This is a genomic window from Coleofasciculus sp. G3-WIS-01 (assembly GCF_040223135.1).
In the GTDB taxonomy this organism is placed as follows: domain Bacteria; phylum Cyanobacteriota; class Cyanobacteriia; order Cyanobacteriales; family Coleofasciculaceae; genus Coleofasciculus.
Window position 1 is genome coordinate 1 of record NZ_JAVJZI010000007.1, and the last position, 18,597, is coordinate 18,597.

Annotated in this window: 7 protein-coding genes and 1 pseudogene; 6 read left to right on the forward strand and 2 right to left on the reverse strand. The window is 43.0% G+C overall.

What is annotated here, in order from left to right; genetic code table 11:
* Window positions 1-9: 9 nt before the first annotated feature.
* Window positions 10-6,432: a CHAT domain-containing protein gene (locus RIM23_RS00375; RefSeq protein ID WP_446363474.1), complete on the forward strand. Its 6,423-nt coding sequence runs from the start codon at window positions 10-12 to the stop codon at window positions 6,430-6,432.
* Window positions 6,433-6,556: 124 nt separating this feature from the next.
* Here RIM23_RS00375 and RIM23_RS00380 read toward each other — a convergent pair whose 3' ends face one another.
* A complete protein-coding gene (locus RIM23_RS00380; RefSeq protein ID WP_446363476.1) occupies window positions 6,557-9,469 on the reverse strand; it encodes a PAS domain S-box protein in 2,913 nt (970 codons plus the stop codon).
* 107 nt (window positions 9,470-9,576) lie between these two features.
* Between RIM23_RS00380 and RIM23_RS00385 the strand changes: the two genes are divergently transcribed.
* From RIM23_RS00385 to RIM23_RS00405, 5 genes and pseudogenes are all read left to right on the forward strand, one after another.
* Window positions 9,577-10,257, forward strand: coding sequence for a response regulator transcription factor (locus RIM23_RS00385; protein WP_446363478.1), 681 nt, complete (start codon window positions 9,577-9,579; stop codon window positions 10,255-10,257).
* 334 nt (window positions 10,258-10,591) lie between these two features.
* Window positions 10,592-10,699: pseudogene (locus RIM23_RS00390) on the forward strand (MerR family DNA-binding transcriptional regulator); the annotation flags it as partial.
* 9 nt (window positions 10,700-10,708) lie between these two features.
* Window positions 10,709-11,830, forward strand: a complete 1,122-nt coding sequence (locus RIM23_RS00395) for a restriction endonuclease-related protein (RefSeq protein WP_446363502.1) — start codon at window positions 10,709-10,711, stop codon at window positions 11,828-11,830.
* Between the two features lie 2 nt (window positions 11,831-11,832).
* Complete coding sequence (locus tag RIM23_RS00400; RefSeq protein WP_446363480.1) at window positions 11,833-15,042, forward strand: pPIWI_RE_Z domain-containing protein; 3,210 nt, start codon at window positions 11,833-11,835, stop codon at window positions 15,040-15,042.
* A gap of 20 nt (window positions 15,043-15,062) precedes the next feature.
* Window positions 15,063-17,951 (forward strand): pPIWI_RE module domain-containing protein, encoded by a 2,889-nt coding sequence (locus RIM23_RS00405; RefSeq protein ID WP_446363482.1) that lies wholly within the window; start codon window positions 15,063-15,065, stop codon window positions 17,949-17,951.
* Window positions 17,952-18,219: 268 nt separating this feature from the next.
* On the opposite strand, the gene RIM23_RS00410 is transcribed toward RIM23_RS00405, so the two are convergent.
* Window positions 18,220-18,471: a hypothetical protein gene (locus RIM23_RS00410; protein ID WP_446357609.1), complete on the reverse strand. Its 252-nt coding sequence runs from the start codon at window positions 18,469-18,471 to the stop codon at window positions 18,220-18,222.
* Between the last annotated feature and the right edge of the window lie 126 nt (window positions 18,472-18,597).

The window sequence follows — 18,597 nt, forward strand, 5'->3', positions numbered from 1 at the left end:
GTGACTGCTGTGGGTGAGATTACAGATAGTGGTGCTTTGAGTGTTACGGGTGAAACCCGATTAAATGCCAATGGCAATATCACCTTAGATAATGCCAATAACTTCAGCACAGTAGCCGTCACCAGTGGCGCAAATGTTACCTTAAACGATACCAATGCCATTGATTTAGGCGCTTCTAGTATTACTGGTAATTTAGGAGTGACCGCCACAGATGTGAATATCAATGGTACAGTGACAGCGGCAAATGCCACCTTCAAACCAACTAGCCCTACCTCAACGATTGGTATTGGTGATAGTGCGACGGGTACTTTTAACCTGAATGCTACAGATTTAAGTAACTTGCAATCGAATGGCACAGTCACAATTGGCAGTAGTACCGTTACAGGAGACGTTACCATTAACGATGTTAACCTGAGTGGTGAAACGTTTAACCTGACAGTGCAAGGTGGCAATCCCACATTCACTGGTATCCTCAACCTACCGAAGAACCTAAATGTTACGGCTACTACAGGTAATATTACCCAAACCAGTGGTGGTATAACCGTCAGTGGTGTAGCGACACTGACGACAGGAATTAGCAATGATATTATCCTTAATGATGCTAACAATAACTTCAATGAAGTCGTCATCACCAGTGCCAGAGATGTAACGTTGAATGACACCAATGATATTCTCCTCAGAGATTCCACCATTTCTCGAAATTTGAACCTAACCAGCAAGGAAGATACGGTTCTGGGCAATGCCTCTATTTCGGGCAATCTAAATGTGACGAGCAACGGCGGTGAAATTCGTCAAAATACACCAAATGATACGTTGACCGTTAATGGTACAGCGACCCTGGCAGCAGGAACAAACAAAGCAATTACTCTTGATAATACGACCAATAACTTTAATGAAGTCGTCATCACAAAGGCAAGAGATGTAACGTTGAATGACACCGATAATATTCTCCTCAGAGATTCCACCATTTCTCGACATTTGAATCTAACCAGCCAGGGAAATACAGTTTTGGGAACTGCTTCTATTTCGGGCAATCTAAATGTGACGAGCAACGGCGGTGAAATTCGTCAAAATACACCAAATGATACGTTGATCGTTAATGGTACAGCGACCCTGGCAGCAGGAACGAACCAAGCAATTACTCTGAATAACACAAATAACAACTTTAATAATGTAGCCGTTTCTCAAGGCAATAATGTCACTCTCAAGGACATCAATAATCTTAACTTAAATTCCACCTCGGTTGCTGGAATCATAGAAGTTGCAGGAGCAACTATCTCGACCAATGGAGTAATTAATGCCGGAGCTGTTAATTTAACGGGCGATAACGGAATTACTCTAAACGGTAAGATAGAAACGTCAGATATCGTTGACAACAACGTTACCCTAAACGGAGCCGTGACTTTAGGGGCAAACGCGACTATTGATACTGATAATGTCAATAATGATGGCATTATCAGTATTAATCAATCGATTAATGGCGATCGCAACCTGACCTTGAATGCTGGAAGTGGTTCTATAAATGTAGGTCAAGCAATTGGTAGCACCACAGGACTAAGCAACTTAACCTTAAAAGCAAGGGAGATTACTCTATCTAGTCTTGGGGGTGGGGTGATAAGTCAAGGTGTTAGCGGCGCAGCGACACTCGATGCTACAGAAGTCATTAATTTTACAGGGACAACGTATAATGCCCAGAATCAAAATTACACCGCAGGTACAGCCTTTAATCTAGACAATACCACGACATTTAGGTCTAATGGTGGTGCGATCGCATTCAACACTGGTACAATTCAGGGGACTAATCCAGCCGATCTAACCCTGGAGGCAGGTACAGGTAGGGTTACAGTAGACGCGATCGGCGGTAATGGCAATGAAATCCATAACCTAACGATTCGGGGAAGTAGTGGGATTACGCTCAATGGCAACATCACCACATCTGATGCACCTAACAATACTATCAACCTTAACAGTCCAGTCACTCTAGGTAACTCTATTACCCTTACCAATAAGGGGGGTGCGATTAATTTCAACAGTCCTATAGATGGGACAACACCAAACAGTCAAGATTTAACCGTCAATGCCGATAATAGCACGGTGGTTTTTGCGGGTGCTGTAGGCAATAGTACATCTTTAAGAAATTTAACGGTTAATAACGGGGAATCTGTGACCTTTAATAATCGTGTCACAGTAACCGAAAAGATTGATTTAATCGCTAATGAAATTGACTTCAAAGGTGGAGCCAACTCAGTCAGAACCCCGAATCAGGGAAGAATTTACCTAAAGCCAAGTACCGATAATGTTTCTATTGATATTGGCTCACCCCCTAGTGGAACAGGCACTTTAGATATCAGCGATACAGATTTAGCCGCTATAGCCAATGGCTTTAGCCAAATTACAATTGGACGAAAGACAGGTAATGGCACAATTGTCATGGATTCTGGGGGTGTTAGTTTCCAAGATCCGGTGACGATTAAATCACCCGCAGCAGGCGGCAGAATTAATGTGAATGGCAATCTGACAGGAACAGATAATGCTTCCATCACAATTAATGGTGAAAATGTCTATCTAGGAAACCAAGATAAGCCGCAAGTCGAAATCACAACAGAAGGACGTAATATTATTATCGGTCAAAATGTACATCTACATTCTGATCTGGTGGAGGTCAAAACGGGTGCGGAAGGCGGTGACATTACCTTCATGGGTGATGTTAACGGAGAAACGGCTGAAGAGCAAAGTCTTACCGTTGCACCGGGTACAGGGAGTGTTTCTTTTGAAGGGGAAATCGGTCAGGATGTTCCATTAAAGCAATTGCGGATTGGTGACGATACCACAATCAACGCGGATATTGTCGGCACTTCGACAACTATTTTTAACAGTTTATTTGTTAATGCCCAACAGAGCCGAGTCGCGGGTATTATCAAAACCCGAGGTGGTCCGATTGAATTTACCGGTGATGTAATTCTGGTTACGGATACCACATTCGATACATTTCCTGAAGAATCACCAGGAGTGAGGGGAGGTGATGTGATCTTTCGTGCTACCGTATCTAGCTCCAAGGAAAATATACCCAATCAATCCTCTACGTCACCCTTTGACTTGACCATCAGCACTGGCTCTGGAACAGTTACATTTGGTGGTGCTGTCGGCGCTCAAAACTTTGACAATGGATTGCAAACAACAGACTTGGGTGCGCTGACGATTACCCGTGCTGGAAATGTGGTAGCTAATTCAACAATTACAACGATTGAGTCAGACGGCATTACGATTACAGCCGATACTATTGATCTTCAAGACGATATCAATACTACTCAGGGTAACGTGGACCTCACCGCTAGCCAAGGTGATATTACGACGGCGGATATAGAAGTAACCGAAGGCTTGGTGGATTTAACCGCCAACCAGGGAAGTGTGACGACGGCGAATGTAGAAGCGCCAACAGTGAACATTCAGGCAAATAACGACATCAACACCGCCAGTGTTACCGCCACAGAGAAAAATATCACCCTCGATAGTGCAACGGGTTCTATTGATACCAGTAACGGGACACTAACCGCAACTCAAGGTGATATAAACCTAACGGCTAGCCAAGGTGATATTACGACGGCGGATATAGAAGTAACCGAAGGCTTGGTGGATTTAACCGCCACTCAGGGGAGTGTGACGACGGCGAATGTAGAAGCGCCAACAGTGAACATTCAGGCAAATAACGACATCAGCACAGCCAGTGTTACCGCCACGGCGGAAAATATCACACTCAATAGTGCAACGGGTTCTATTGATACGACTAAAGGAACACTCACAGCGACTCAGGGTGACGTAAACCTAACGGCTAGCCAAGGTAATATTACGACGGCGGATATAGAAGTAACCGAAGGCTTGGTGGATTTAACCGCCACACAGGGAAGTGTGACGACGGCGAATGTAGAAGCGCCAACAGTGAACATTCAAGCAAATAATGATATCAGCACCGCCAGTGTTACCGCCACACAGGAAGATATCACACTCAATAGCCAAACTGGTTCTATTGATACGACTAAAGGAACACTCACAGCGACTCAGGGTGACGTAAACCTAACGGCTAGCCAAGGTAATATTACGACGGCGGATATAGAAGTAACCGAAGGCTTGGTGGATTTAACCGCCACTGAGGGAAGTGTAACGACGGCGAATGTAGAAGCGCCAACTGTTAACATTCAGGCAAATAAGAACATCAACACGGCTAATGTTACCGCCACGGAGGAAGATATCACACTCAATAGCCAAACTGGTTCTATTGATACGACTAAAGGAACACTCACAGCGACTCAAGGTAACGTGAACCTAACGGCTAGCCAAGGTAATATTGCTGCGGCGGATATAGAAGGAGAAAGCGTCAACCTCCAGGCAAATAACACAATTACCACGGCGAATGTCTCTTCAACCGATCGCGGAATTACCTTGAGCAGCCAGTCAGGAGCTATACAAAGCGGTGATTTAACAGCCAAGGGAGAGACTGAAGAGGAAGAGAATATAGTAACGCTGACTGCTCCAAATAATATTACAACGGGTAACATTGATACATCTTCAGAAACGGGTAAAGGGAATGCGATCGCGCTGATGAGCGAAACCGGAGATATTACCAGTGGCAATTTAAACTCATCGGGATTATTAGGTGGGGATTCTATCGATGTTTCCACCCTGGGTAAAATTACACTCGCAGAAGTTAACTCAAGTTCTACTGGTGGTTTGGCTGGTTTAATTACCCTCAACAACGCTCAACCTGAATTTAGACGAGAAGCTCCTGGTATTGATCTGAGTTTTATTAATGCTCAAGGTTTGCCGAGAAACCCAGGTGCGATCGCAACAAGTCCGACAGAAACACCAGGGACTGAAATTACCATTAACATAACCACAGATGGTTATTTGAGAGCAACAGGTACATTCGTTTCTCAAACTGGCATACAAGCGACGCTTGCCACAGGTGGTGATCCGATTGTGATTCGCCATGGTGGTGGTACTGCCTTCGATCCCTTTGAAGTCGGAAATCCTACTAAAAATGGCACAGCCGGTGCAATTACAAATGGTAATGGATTTACCGGAACAATCTTACCCGTTCAATCCTTTACTCGTCCGGTTCGACAAGAAAACATTGAAATCATTGCTCGAATACCCTCTCAGAACAATCTGCCAATAACTAGCCTCTATGCTAACCTTTCAGTCAGTAGCCAAGTCGCGGATGCTGATCTAGAACTTTCCACGCTAGACAGTGTTCTCACCGATGCCTTTTCGGGATATTTGGGACCAAAACCCAGTGTTAACAATCCCGCCGACGCTGCCAAAATTCTGGAGCAAATTGAGCAGCAAACCGGTGTAAAATCAGCATTTATTTATGCTACATTTGTTGGCGATCGCCTAGAACTGAAAATGGTATCCGCTCAGGATAAAAAGATTGTCAGTATACCTGATACAACCCGGGATACTATCGTGGGAACGGCGACAAAATTACGCCGAGAAATCACCAATCCCATTAAACGGAGAACCACCAGTTATTTAGAGCCAGCTCAACAAATGTATGACTGGTTAATCGCCCCCTTACAAGCTGAGTTAGACGCCCAAGGGATTCAAAATCTGGTTTTCATCATGGATAGTGGCTTGCGTTCCTTACCCGTTGCAGCGCTCCATGATGGTCAAGGCTTTTTGGTGGAAAAATATAGTGTAGGGTTGATGCCCAGTCTCAGCATCACCGATACTAGCTATAACAGTATTCAGAATGCTCCAGTTTTGGCAATGGGAGTCGCAGAATCCAGTGATCTGGCAAAGGAACTAAATCTGAGTCCTTTACCTGCCGTACCCCTGGAACTTCAAACGATTGAAAGTATTCGACAAGCACAATCATTCCTGAATGAAAAAGTCACCCTAGAAACTCTCAAATCACAAAGCCAAAACGCCACAATTGTGCATTTAGCCACCCATGGTGAATTCAAATCTGGTCCTCTAGAGAATTCCTATATCTTATTATGGAATGAGCTACTGCGCCTGGATCAACTGCGAGAATTAGGCTGGAATAATCGTCGCACCCCGATTGAATTATTAATCCTTTCAGCCTGTCGCACAGCAGTTGGTGATGAAAAAGCCGAGTTAGGTTTTGCTGGATTAGCCGTGCAAGCGGGTGTCAAGTCGGCGCTGTCGAGTTTGTGGTATGTCAGTGATGAAGGAACTTCTGGATTGATGACGGAGTTTTATCGACAGTTGCAAACCGCTCCGATTAAAGCCGAAGCTTTACGACAAGCACAGTTAGCTATGCTCAAGGGTGATGTGCGCCTCGAAGGGGGGCAATTACGGGGAAGTGGACAACCTGTTCCTTTACCGCCAACATTAGAGAATCAAGACGACAGATCTCTTACCCATCCCTATTACTGGGCTGCATTTACCATGATTGGTAGTCCTTGGTAAAAAATAATTTGTAGTCAACGCAAGTAGGTTGGGTTGAGGAACGAAACCCAACTTATATCATGTCCTGACGATAATTGACTAAATTGGCTTGGACGTACAGAATGTTTTTCAACTCCAGTATAAGTCATGCCGATGGCAATGGTATCGTGATTGTCATCGTTGTACCGACTCCCACTTCACTATTGACTGAAATCGTACCGCCTTGTATCTCTAGGCATTTCTTGACAACAGCTAATCCTAATCCTGTGCCGGGGATATTGCCAATATTTGTGCCACGATGAAATATAGTAAACAACTTTTTTTGATCCGCTGAGGGAATCCCAATCCCTTGATCTTTGACTTTAAACATTGCCGTAGATTGACTATATGTCAATATCAAATATACTTGACTACCTATCGGGGAATATTTAATCGCATTAGAAAGCAAATTCATTAAAATAGAACGCAACAACTTCTCATCCAATAAAACAATAGGAGGTTGATGTTGAATAACAAAATTAATTGAATAATTTTCTCCCGCATTCACTTGCATCTCTTCCACTAAACACCAGCAGAAACTTTCTAACTCAATGGGTTGAGGAGTAAACTCTAATTTTCCAGTTTCCGCTCGGCTGATTGTTAAGATGTCACCCAAAAGCTGAGTCATGGTTTTAGCTGTTGTCTCAATCCGGTTAATATTGCGACAAATTTTCTTATCTGTTCCTTCTGGATAGTAATATTTCAGCAATTGGACACTAGCTAAAATAGTACTTAATGGCGTGCGAAATTCATGGGATGCCATAGAAAAAAAGTTAAGCTGGAGTTGTCTGAGTTCCTGCTCTTGTGCAAGTGCTAGACGTATTGATTCTGCCTGCTTGTGTTCTGTAATATCTTGAGCAGTACCGAGAATTTGCTGGGGTAAACCATCAGCCGTGCGAGTAAACACCATCTCGCGACTATACAGCCAACGCCATTCCCCTGACTTATGTTGGATGCGATAGTCTGTCTCAATAATTTCTCCCTCTTTAGCCGTGGCAAATCGTTTAATGGCGGTGGTACATTTGGCTTGATCATCTGGGTGAATCAGATTTTGAGGAAATGTCGGTGCCATCTGTTGGATTTCTTCAGGGGAGTAGCCGATGAGTTGAGTAATCTGTTGGTTAGTGTAGATATTGCACTTTTCGATTAAGTCGTAGAGATACAAAGCCGTTGGCATGGCGTGAGCAATGCGTTGAATAAACCGTTCACTTTCCCGGAGTGCTTTTTCGGCGCGTTTGCGTTCAGTTATATCCCGCCAGATAGATAAATGCTGTCCAGGAAGAAAGTTGGCTTTGGCTGTATATTCCACATCTCGCATTGTACCGTTTGGCTTGAGGATACGGACTTCTCCGGTTAACCTTTGCTGCTGTTGAAAGAGATGCCAAGCTGCTTCAAAATCAAAACCTGGTTCCATGAATTCAGCAATTCGTTTGCCTAAAAGTTCATTTAAAGGTAAACCAAATAACTGACAAGCCGCTGGATTAGCTTCTATATATCGACCCTGATCATCGGCAATTGTAATGGCATCAAGAGCGCCTTCAAAGATTGATCTCAACTGTTGTTCCCGAATCCGAATATCGGTAATGTTGGTGGCAGCACAGGTAATGCCAACCACTTCTTCGGCATCGTTTTGTAATGGTTCTACGGTTAAGTCGTAGTACCGGACTTTACCGTCTACGATAATTGATATCTCTTGGCGCTCACCTACTCCGGTCGTCAGAACTCGATGCTTAATAGGAATTAACTTCTGGGCATTTTCTGGTGAAAACATTTCCAATTCTGATTTTCCGAGCAGTACGTCAGTATTAATCCGACTCGCCGGATTATAGACCCAGGTGTAGCGCAGATTTGTGTCTTGATTAAATACTGTAATTGGTGAGTCATGGAGAGCAACCCGAAAGCGTTCTTCACTAATTTTTAATGCGGCTTCTGCTTCCATGCGTTCATGGATTTGAGTCTGTAGATCAGCGTTCATCTGTATCAGTTCACCAGTACGTTCTTGAACTCGGATTTCTAGTTCATCGCGAGCTTGACGCAGTTGGGCTTCAATCCGTTGGCGCTCCCTCAATTCATTCTGAAGCTGTTGATAGAGTTGGGCTTGGTGAATGGCAATGGTAACTTGTATAGCTAATTGAGAAAGTAAGTCAATTTCTAAGGGTTGCCACTGTCGGGGTTGAGAACAGTGATGGGCAATCATCAGTCCCCAAAGCTTTTCTTGTTGCAGAATGGGTACGACGAGTTTAGACTTGACACCTAAGTGCTGTAGAAATTCCACCAAGCAGGGAGCAACTCCATCGGTTTCTGGATTGACTACAGTGCGAATCCGTCCTTGGCAGTACAATTGATGCATCTGTTCGGGAAAAACTTCAGCCGGAAAGGTTTGTCCCAGAATAGGTGCGGTATCAGGAGTGACAGATTCCGCTACGGTACTTCCTGTACCATCAGACCAAATCCGATAGACTAACACTCGCTCCACACCCAGAAATTCTCGTACTTCGGTGACTGTGGTTTTGAGAATGGTGTCCAGATCTAGAGTTTGGCGGATACGTTGAGCGCTCCTGAGGATGAGTTGCTCTCGTTGCGCCATTTGCGATCGGGTAGTCTGTGACTGTTGGCTTCCGCCGCTTAACTCTGGCTGGAATCGAGAGTGCTGCTTCAGGAGCAACCCGCACAGCACCATCAGAATCGCTAAGCTGCTACTATGCCCCAGAATCATACTCAACTGGGTTTTCTGAATCTGAGTCACCACAGTCGCTAACTGCTCTTGTAGCACCTGTTGTTCTTTCGCTTGGATCTGCCTCAGGAGCGATTGCTGTTGTTGGGCGATCGCATTGGCGCTGTTGAGCTGAGACAATAAATCTTTCAGATGTTCCTGTAACTTGTAACTATAGTCCATCGACCGGGGAAGTTCCATCAGTTGAGTCAGGTGACTATAGGAAATAACACTAACACCAATAAAAATAAGTAATGCCAGACAAAAACCGCCGATAACAATTTTGATACTGATAGATTTTTGCATCTGAGTTATCCTAAAAAATAACAGCCGCTAGCTATCCGTTCTCTTGAGCAAGTTTGTTTTTAGACCGGCTCGTGATAAATTCATATAAGGGAATAGTATGTCAATAAGTGAGAATTCTTCTAGTCGAAGATGATATCTATCTGGCTGAAGCCCTGGCTGAAGCCTTGGCTATACAACGGTATGCCGTCGATACCGTTTCCGATGGAGAGTTTGCCTGGGTGCAAGTGAATACCCTTGATTACGACCTAATTTTGCTTGACATGATGTTGCCGCAATTGGATGGGATTCATTTGTGTCAACGCTTGCGCTCCTATGGTTATCAGATGCCAATATTGATGATCACGGCTCGCGATACCAGTACGGATAAAGTGATCGGTTTGGACGCAGGCGCCGATGATTATATGGTTAAACCTCTGGATATTCCAGAGTTACTGGCTAGGATTCGAGCGCTACTGCGACGAGGGCAAACGGTTGCACCCCCCATTTTAAAATGGGGACAATTGCATTTAGATCCAGCGACTTATGAAGTCTGCTACGGCGAGCAAACTCTACGCTTGACTCCCAAAGAATACAGTCTTTTAGAATTGCTGATTCGCAACGGACGCCAAATTATGAGTCGGAGTGCCATTATTGAACATGTTTGGTCACTAGAGAATCCTCCGAAAGAAGATACGATTAAGGTTCATATTAAAAGCCTGCGCTCCAAACTTCGATCAGTAGGCGCTCCAGAAGATTTAATTGAAACTGTACATGGTTTAGGTTATCGTCTAAAATCTCTTTCTGAATAACTGCAACTCAGTTGAATACACTTTACGCCCAGATGACCCAGTATCATAAATTTTAGGTGTACTCTACCCAGTGGCAAACCGCTATATCCAAAATGATTAGATCGCAGCTTACTTTACGCGATCGCGATAATTATTTCAACCCGTAGCCCTGTTGGAACTTACCCGTAAACCGCAATCAGACGACGTTGGGAAAAAACAGCGATCGCGGTCATTATCCGTTCTAGGAGTCTTTTTCACAAATCTACCCATTCATTTTGCCAAAAATATCTATGCAAATCTAGAAATGCGGCTATAGTAGAGGAATAGAATTGAGGCAAAGCCCATTCCAGAGTTTGTGAGTCCAAAAGAAGCATCACAGCGCATAGGGGTTAGCGTAGACACCCTCAGGCGCTGGGAGGCGACGGGAAAGATTAAGGCAATGAGGACGCCAACAGGACACAGACGGTACGACATGACTTCATTAGTTACGGGTAGCGAGGAAGTCAAAGAGCCTGATCGGGTGAATCTGATAGGAGAGGGTACGCTCCAACAGATAGCTAAGGGTCTATGTGAGTATGCACACCAAATCCCCAAAAGTCTCTCAGCATATCCGGCTGTCTTGCAATTAGGGGTAAACAAGCTGACACTTGCTTGTTTAATAGCCCGAATGCCTCAACCGATACAAGGAGTTCCTGATTTTGTGTCCAGATGGGCGCAGCGCCCCTTAAAAGATTGGGAGATAGAAATTGATTGCCCTGAAGAATGGCTCGATAAGCGACTGATAGAAGACCAAAAGCCGAGTGGGTTTTGTATTGAAACAGCAGGAGAATACTTCGATGAATGGGGTAATTTCCAAAAGAAAGTGATTAATGAGGTAATGACTAAAACCGCACAAAACCCTGAACTCTACACGAGGTTTAGGAAGTATCTTATAGAAAACCCTGTAGTAACAAGGGGTCAACTTTATATTGACAGCGCTGTAGATTTTAAGCTCGTGCAAGATCTTCTGATACATAGCTATGAAAAAGCTCCAGAATCTTATAAGTTAGGTGAAAAATTTTACTGCTGCGGTCATTGTGGCGGTCTAATGTATGTAACAAAAGATAATATTTTAAAATGTGAGAACAAACATTGTGCTAAAGAAAAAAAGAATCCTGTCCCTTTAGCCGATCATCAGTATGATGAAATCTTTTGGCTGAAGAAGGATTTACGATATTTTATTCATCGTCCAGGGAAAGCAGAACTCCGACTAGAAAGAAAATTGAAACAGTTAAACCGATTAGAAGTTAAGCTATATCCAGAACTCGACCAATATGACTTACATTTAGTTTTTCCAGATGGAACAGTCTGGGCAGTTGATGTAAAGTTTTGGGAATCGGCATATAACTTAGCCAAAAAAGTCAATCAGCCTATTCGTCAACTCAAGCATCAGCCTTACAATAAATCCTTTTTTGTCTTTCCTGATGAACTGAAAAGTTATGGTCAGGAGTACATCCAAGAATTCCGAGGTTATTGTCCCGTATCGGTCAAAAAATCTCAGGTAATGTTTGAAAGTTCATTTGTTAATAAAGTTATTAAAAAGCTAGGAATTTAGAAATGAGAAATACTACGAAATGGTATGCACCTCTAAAGAACGATTTAGATAAAGAGTTATGTGAGATCGAGTTAGGACTTTACCTGTTGAGCGTCTTGCTTCCTGGCGCTACAGCGAATAGTCTTTGGGTGCTACTGACTGGTTATCCCATCTCGCATCCAGAATGCCAAAATTGGACGGAAAATCAGTATCGAATGTTGGCGATCGCTCGTCATCTATTGCCACACTTCGATAGTCCATTTATCTGGAAAGAAGCCCTACAGCGTTATCGAGATTTTCCGTCAGATAGTCGTGGGTATGAAATTTATGAAGAAGGAGAATCTTGGCAATATCTAAGGCGAACTAATATTACAGTTGCCAATCACCGATTCCAGATTTATAACGATACATTAAATAAGTCAGTAGAGTTATCGCAAAGAAAGGCGCTTACCTGGGCTAAAGCTGAAAATTATAAGTGCGAGGTAAAAGGGAAAAAGGAAACCGTTGCGATATCGCCTCTGATTGCTAATTTCCAACGTCCACAAAATCACAATATAGCTGGTGTGTCCTTGAGAAATCCGCTGCAATTATCTTGGGCTGAACTTAGGGAAACAGCCGCATGGATGGATGAGCAAAGGGGTAATAGGGGACTAAAGCCAAAGTGGGTAAGTCTTTTTAGTAAAATCAAACTACAAGTATTTAACGATACCCAAGAATTAGTTGATGCTGAGACTTTAACCATCAATAGAATCCGGCATTTAGTCGGGATGGTGTCATCCGGAAAGTCCAACTTAATGAAAGTTTTGGCAGTCTGTTCGTGGCGTAATAAATTGCACGTTACTCTAGTTGTAGCGGATGTGCTACAAATCTTTGAGTTGACTAAAATGTTTGCCGAAGTTGGAATTACTGACGTGGCTCCTATCTTGGGGAATTCCAACAAAGCCAGCCACTTAAATAGATTACACAAAGCCGTTTACAACTCTAATCCAAATGAAGCGTTTAACCAAGACCATCCGGCGTTCCAATGGCTGAGTAATACTTGCCTATTGACCCCTTCAGTTAAGCCGGAGATGGAAATACCGTTTGAAATTGGTATGCAGCCATGTTTGAACTTGGAACCTATAGAGACAAGCAACGAAGATGAATCAGAACTATCATCTAAGCACAAAGCTTGTCCAGCTTACGGTGTATGTCCCTCTCATAAAAAAGACTGCGATCTAGTTAACGCTTCTATCTGGATTGCCACACCAGGAAGCTTAATTTATAGCAGGGTTCCACGAGCAATAAACCGAGAGAGTATCCTGTATTTTGAATTGGTTTGTAGGCGCAGTGATTTGGTCATTGTGGATGAAGTTGACCAACACCAAGCCTATCTGGATAAAGCATTTAGTCCTGATAAGACATTGTGCAGACCTGCTAGAGATGCTTGGTTGAACAAGCTCCATGATTATGTTGAAGACAAATTAAAGCAGCAAAAGTCAAGACTGCTTGAGAATGATATTGTCTCAGATTGGTGGGACGCTTGCCGTATAGCTAACGGCACAGCCGATAAAATATACCACCTATTGAGCAATGAAAATGACTTAGCTAAATGGCGAGACTCTAAGCATTATTTTACGGACTGGCTATTGTTGCGAGAGGTGGCTACGTTACTAACAAGGACAGAGCCGGATAATGTAGAACAATCTCAACAATGCGATGCCTTAATGAAGGGTACGTTTGAGCCATATATCAAAAATTTAGACGACGAGCGTAATCCCTTATTTCCGTTGGCTAAAAAAGACAAAAAACGTGCAGCTATTCGGAAATGGGTTGAGCAAACTGAAACTGTTCCCTTGTCTTCGGAAAAAATCAATGAAATTTCCGTCAAACTAGAGTTTGCCTTGCTAGTCTGTGTTCTGCAAAGTAAGCTCTCCTTGATGATGATCAAATGGCGACAGGTGCAAGGAATCCTAAATCTGGATACATCAGATTCAATGTGGTTTGATGCTCCCCCACCAGACTTTAATGCAGTTATTCCAGCAATGCCAATGGGGAATCAACTGGCATTTCAGTACCACAAATCCTACAAAGAGTCATTAGGTAGCTTACAGTTTTTTCGTTGCACGGGCGTTGGACGTTGGTTGTTACTGCATTTTGATGAATTATTCAAAGCAGATAATATTGCCAGTCCCCACTTATTGCTGATGTCGGGAACAAGTTGGGCGGGAAAATCACCTGCATATCATGTTGATGTACCTGTTTATGGAGTGCTTGTACCAGATACATCAAAGGAAATGGTCATAACTTCAACGTTTTTACCCTTCTCCGATAAGCATCAAAACCCCATCTCTGTGTCGGGAGCAGGAGATAATAAGCGTCGTAATCTAGAACAAATTGTTACAAAGTTAGTAGAAGAAGACTATCTAGCTGACAAACTCAAAGAGTTGAAGGGTAGAAAAATATCATTAATGGTTAACAGTTATGAACAAGTTAATTGGGTTGATCAGTGTCTGGAGGGGTTAGGATGGAAGGATAAAGTTATCCCTCTATCTCCTGATGATGAAATTTCTAAAGAGTGGCATGATGAGCGGGATAATCGTAATGCATTGCAGCGGGGACGATCGCCGGATTTTGCTACAAGATCGGAAACAATTTTGATCAGTCCAATTAAAGCATTTGAGCGAGGGCATAATATTGTTGATGAGAATGGAATTGCGGTAATTGGAGCGGCTTACTTTCTAGTTTTACCTCACCCTGTTCCTGACGATTTATCTTATGCAATTCACTCGATCAACCGTTGGGCAATTGAAAATCATAAAACGGCTACAGGGGAAACCTTGAGATTAGGTAAGGATTTTCGTGACACGGCGTATCGTCAATGGCTTCACCTGCTGCACCTCTCAGTCAAATTAAGGACGCTACCTGTAGACGATCGCGAGGCTGTGTATTGGGATATTCTTGTTTCTCTTTGGCAAGTAATAGGTCGTCTAATTCGTGGTAATGCCAATGCACAAATTTTTTGGTGCGACGCTAAATTTGGGATAAATACCGCTAGAAACCAAGATGGAAAAGAAGATATTGCTGCTACCAGTGTCCTTGTCGGGATTGTAAATTTACTGCGTCCTTATTTTGAAAATGATCCACAAATTCCCCTACGCGATCGCTTGGTCGTACAATCTCTCTATCGCCCTTTTTATTGTGCGATCGCTAAAACTAAAAAGCTTTCTGGTTTACCCCATGTCAATCTCTAATTACTTATAGGTTATTACTCATGGTCTACCCAACAATCCGTTTATGTGCTTTCCGCTTAAAATCTGACTTGCCACCTCAAGAGTTTTTTGGATTAAAGTTTCCCGATGATGCCAAGCAAGAAATAAGACGATTTACTGCCAAGCGGGATAATAAACCTATTGAACAAGCTAGCCTTCCCGTGAAGTCTCTCGATAGAGCATTAAGACTAGCTCCAGGTTTAATTTACATTGGCAAACTATCGCCGAAACCAGGGGAGTTTTGGTTATACAGCCCTCACCAACTCCCCCAAAAACCTTTGTCAGCTATTTTATCTTATTGGATAGATACAGAATTTCCCGAAGAACCAAGTAATAAAAGGAAAGTTGGCATCACTGCTCAGGAACGACAATTGGTGATGAGTTATCTGTCTGCCGAAAAATTGGTTTGGGAAAGGAGAGAGGTATCCTATACAAAGCAGTTTACAACTTATCCAAATGGAACAGCTAAACTCTCTGGCAGTGATTTTATTTTGTTGCCTCATATCCTAGCGAAAGAACTAACCCAACCCGGACTAAAGTTTGAAGTGGATGGCGAAAAACTTCAGTTTTACCGAACGATACCATCAAGTGGGCAAGGAGCAGAGTTAATATCTTGGCAGCCGTTAAATTATACAGAAGACGGACAAACCTACTATTATTCAATAGTTTTAACCGTGAGGATGGTGCAGGAACCTGATTTGCATTATCCCCGATTAGATATTAAGCCAAGCATTAGGCGCTGGCTCAGTGTAAACGATTCTAAATTGTCAAAAAATCACGGTAGTAACGCCTGCATCCGCGCCCAACTGAATTGGGGACAAGCACTAAATCCTGAGCAGTGGACAGATTATTTCCTCTCTTGCCGGATGGTATTAAAGAAAGGTGTAGCTGAGTGGGATGAAAACCTAGCTATATTGCTGAAAAATTTAGACATTCTTTCAGTGACACCGCAAAAAATATTAGCTAATCCCTCAGACGCTTTAAGCGGTAATCCTAATATTGGCATTGCCTATAAAGAAGGGATGAAACCCAAGCATAAAGTAGCTAAAGGATTACCTACAGCTAATACTCACGAACTCTTAAGCCAAATAGCTGATGTCTTAAAGGACTGTTGGCAACCGATAGATTGTCAACGTGAAAAATATGGTACAGACAAGCCGTCAAGTCAGTTCTTTGACTTGAAAAAGCCCAAAAAAAGTTTTGATGAGCCTCTTCTTAGAAAAAAAGCCGAAACCGACAAGCAATTTGAAGCCAGAAAAAAAAGATGGTTACGTAAACAGGAAACTGAACTGAAGAAATGTATCAAGAAAAAAAGAGAATCTGAATCCGATTACCAATTGCGCCGCCAAGAACTCTTAAAAAAACAGGAGTCAGATCTTCGTAGCTGGAAACCCGAACTAAAAGAGGAGGACAAGGATTTTCAGGTGAGGCTGGAGCAGTTTTATGAAGAACATCGTGGTGAACAAGCAACATTGCGGCGTGCAATTTGCTCATCCATTGGTGAACATTTAACCATTTGGATTTGGTACATCAACGAAGAAAATCTGGTCGAACGTCTCAAAGCAATAAAGTACTGCTTAGGGTTGCCAAATGCAGAACCGGGAATTTACTCGTTTCCGGAAGGTTTAACAGTGACTATCTGTGTGGATGAAGTGGCTGGTTTAGCACAACGCTTAGATTTATCTCCTGAATTTAAACCGAAGAGTACAGAGCGAGAAAAAGCGATAAATAAGCGAAGGCGGGAAGTCGCTGCTCTTGTGCAGCATGTTCAATCAAAACTACGTGGTAAAGTGGGAGTTTGGTTTGAACTTTATGATAAAAAACATTGGAAGTTTGTAGAAAGAAATGACGAGGGTAAAGAAAATGAAAATAAACATTGGTTAGCCCCTTGGGGAGACCCAAAACGTGCGATTCGTCTCGGTTTTGCGGATGAGGGACTTGTCAGCAAATTTATTACTCCCAAACAAAAAAGTTATTGTCAAAAAGCTATCTGTAGCTTTATCGACCTATTACGCTCTCTAGGAGTGCGGATGGCTCCATCTGACATAACACTTCCCCATGTAGACCCAGATACCCCTATCAATGAAGTAGGGCTATGGTTGGTCAATCGAACGTCCGAAACTAGCGCTGATGGGAAACCCCAAACAATTCCCGTCATTGTTAAAATGTCTTCTCGGACGGCTGAAATCACTGCTATTTTCCCCGGTCTAGAATCATGGATGCCCTATGATGAAGCCTTGACCCGCATAAACAAGGATGGAGAAGGTTTTACCAATGACGATAAAGGTAAGGCTAAAATCCGAACATTTATTCAGCAGACTCTCAACAAAAAAGAGTTAAGGGACAAGCCGACATTACTTTACTGTTTAGCTCAGAATATCCGTCAGCAATGGACGTGGCTACAGGATAGACAAATTTCCGTCGAGGGATTATCGTTTGCCGAGCGAGACCAACCTGTTTTTGAGGAATTCCCTGGACTGCGGGTTATCCGATTACGCTCTGGGGATGAAACATCAGAATGGTTTGGGATGGATGGGGAAAAAATATCTGGATTTATTACTGGTTTATTCAGGAATCTAGACAATGACCGTGTATTTTTTAGTCTTGGTAATAAGTCTTTGACGATGAGTGACATTGCCAACAATTTATCGAGGATAGAGCAACCAAAAAAATCTTGGAGACACCCTTCTCTGGTTGAGATTACCATAGGTTACTATCAAGACGATGACAAGGACAACTTACTCGACTTAGCTGCGATCGCTCACGAATCCCGTCATGGAGTTTTGCAATACGAAGACTTCTTAGAAGTGCCTAGAGTCCTTCATTACGCTAAACAGATGGCTGATTATGTCCTCATGCTAGATGACGATTACGAGCTATCTGATGACTAGCGCTGTACCATAGCACGTCCAATGGAAGCACAGGAGTACGCAGAAGAAGCGGGTGAACAATCAAATTTTGAGGGGGGTAAGCCCTAAAACTATTACGGGATAAGGCTTTAGTCTTGGTATAATACATTTGCACTAGGAAAACTTAAGATCAAAATACCCCAGACTAAAAGCTGGGGTATTCATTTATTAAATTTTTTCTGTTATAGATTGGGGGAGTAGAATCTCTGACTGAATGAATGATAGTCTGAAGTAGACCTCAAGGAAAAAATCATCGTCTTTTGGTCGGAGAGAGAGTAACCAATTCAGCGGCTGTTTTCCGGAAGGGATATAACCGTTCGATGCCTAGGAGGGATAGAACAATCAAAACCTGAATAGCCCACGGTGCCATAGCAAACCCAAAGATTAAGCAAAATATGGCGCTACCTATAGCTAAAACCCGGGAAACTTCGTGAGAGGCGCGTAAAGACAGCCAGAGACTTGCGATGGCGCTGATCAAAAGAATCAGGAAGATGGGAAGCATAGCGATCACCTCTTAAAAGTTCCTAGAGGGCTTCCATCCGATTCTACGACTGCGAAGCCCTCAATGTTATCTACGCTAACATTGATTCCTTAGAGAAAATTGTAATATTAATAACGAGTTCTGATT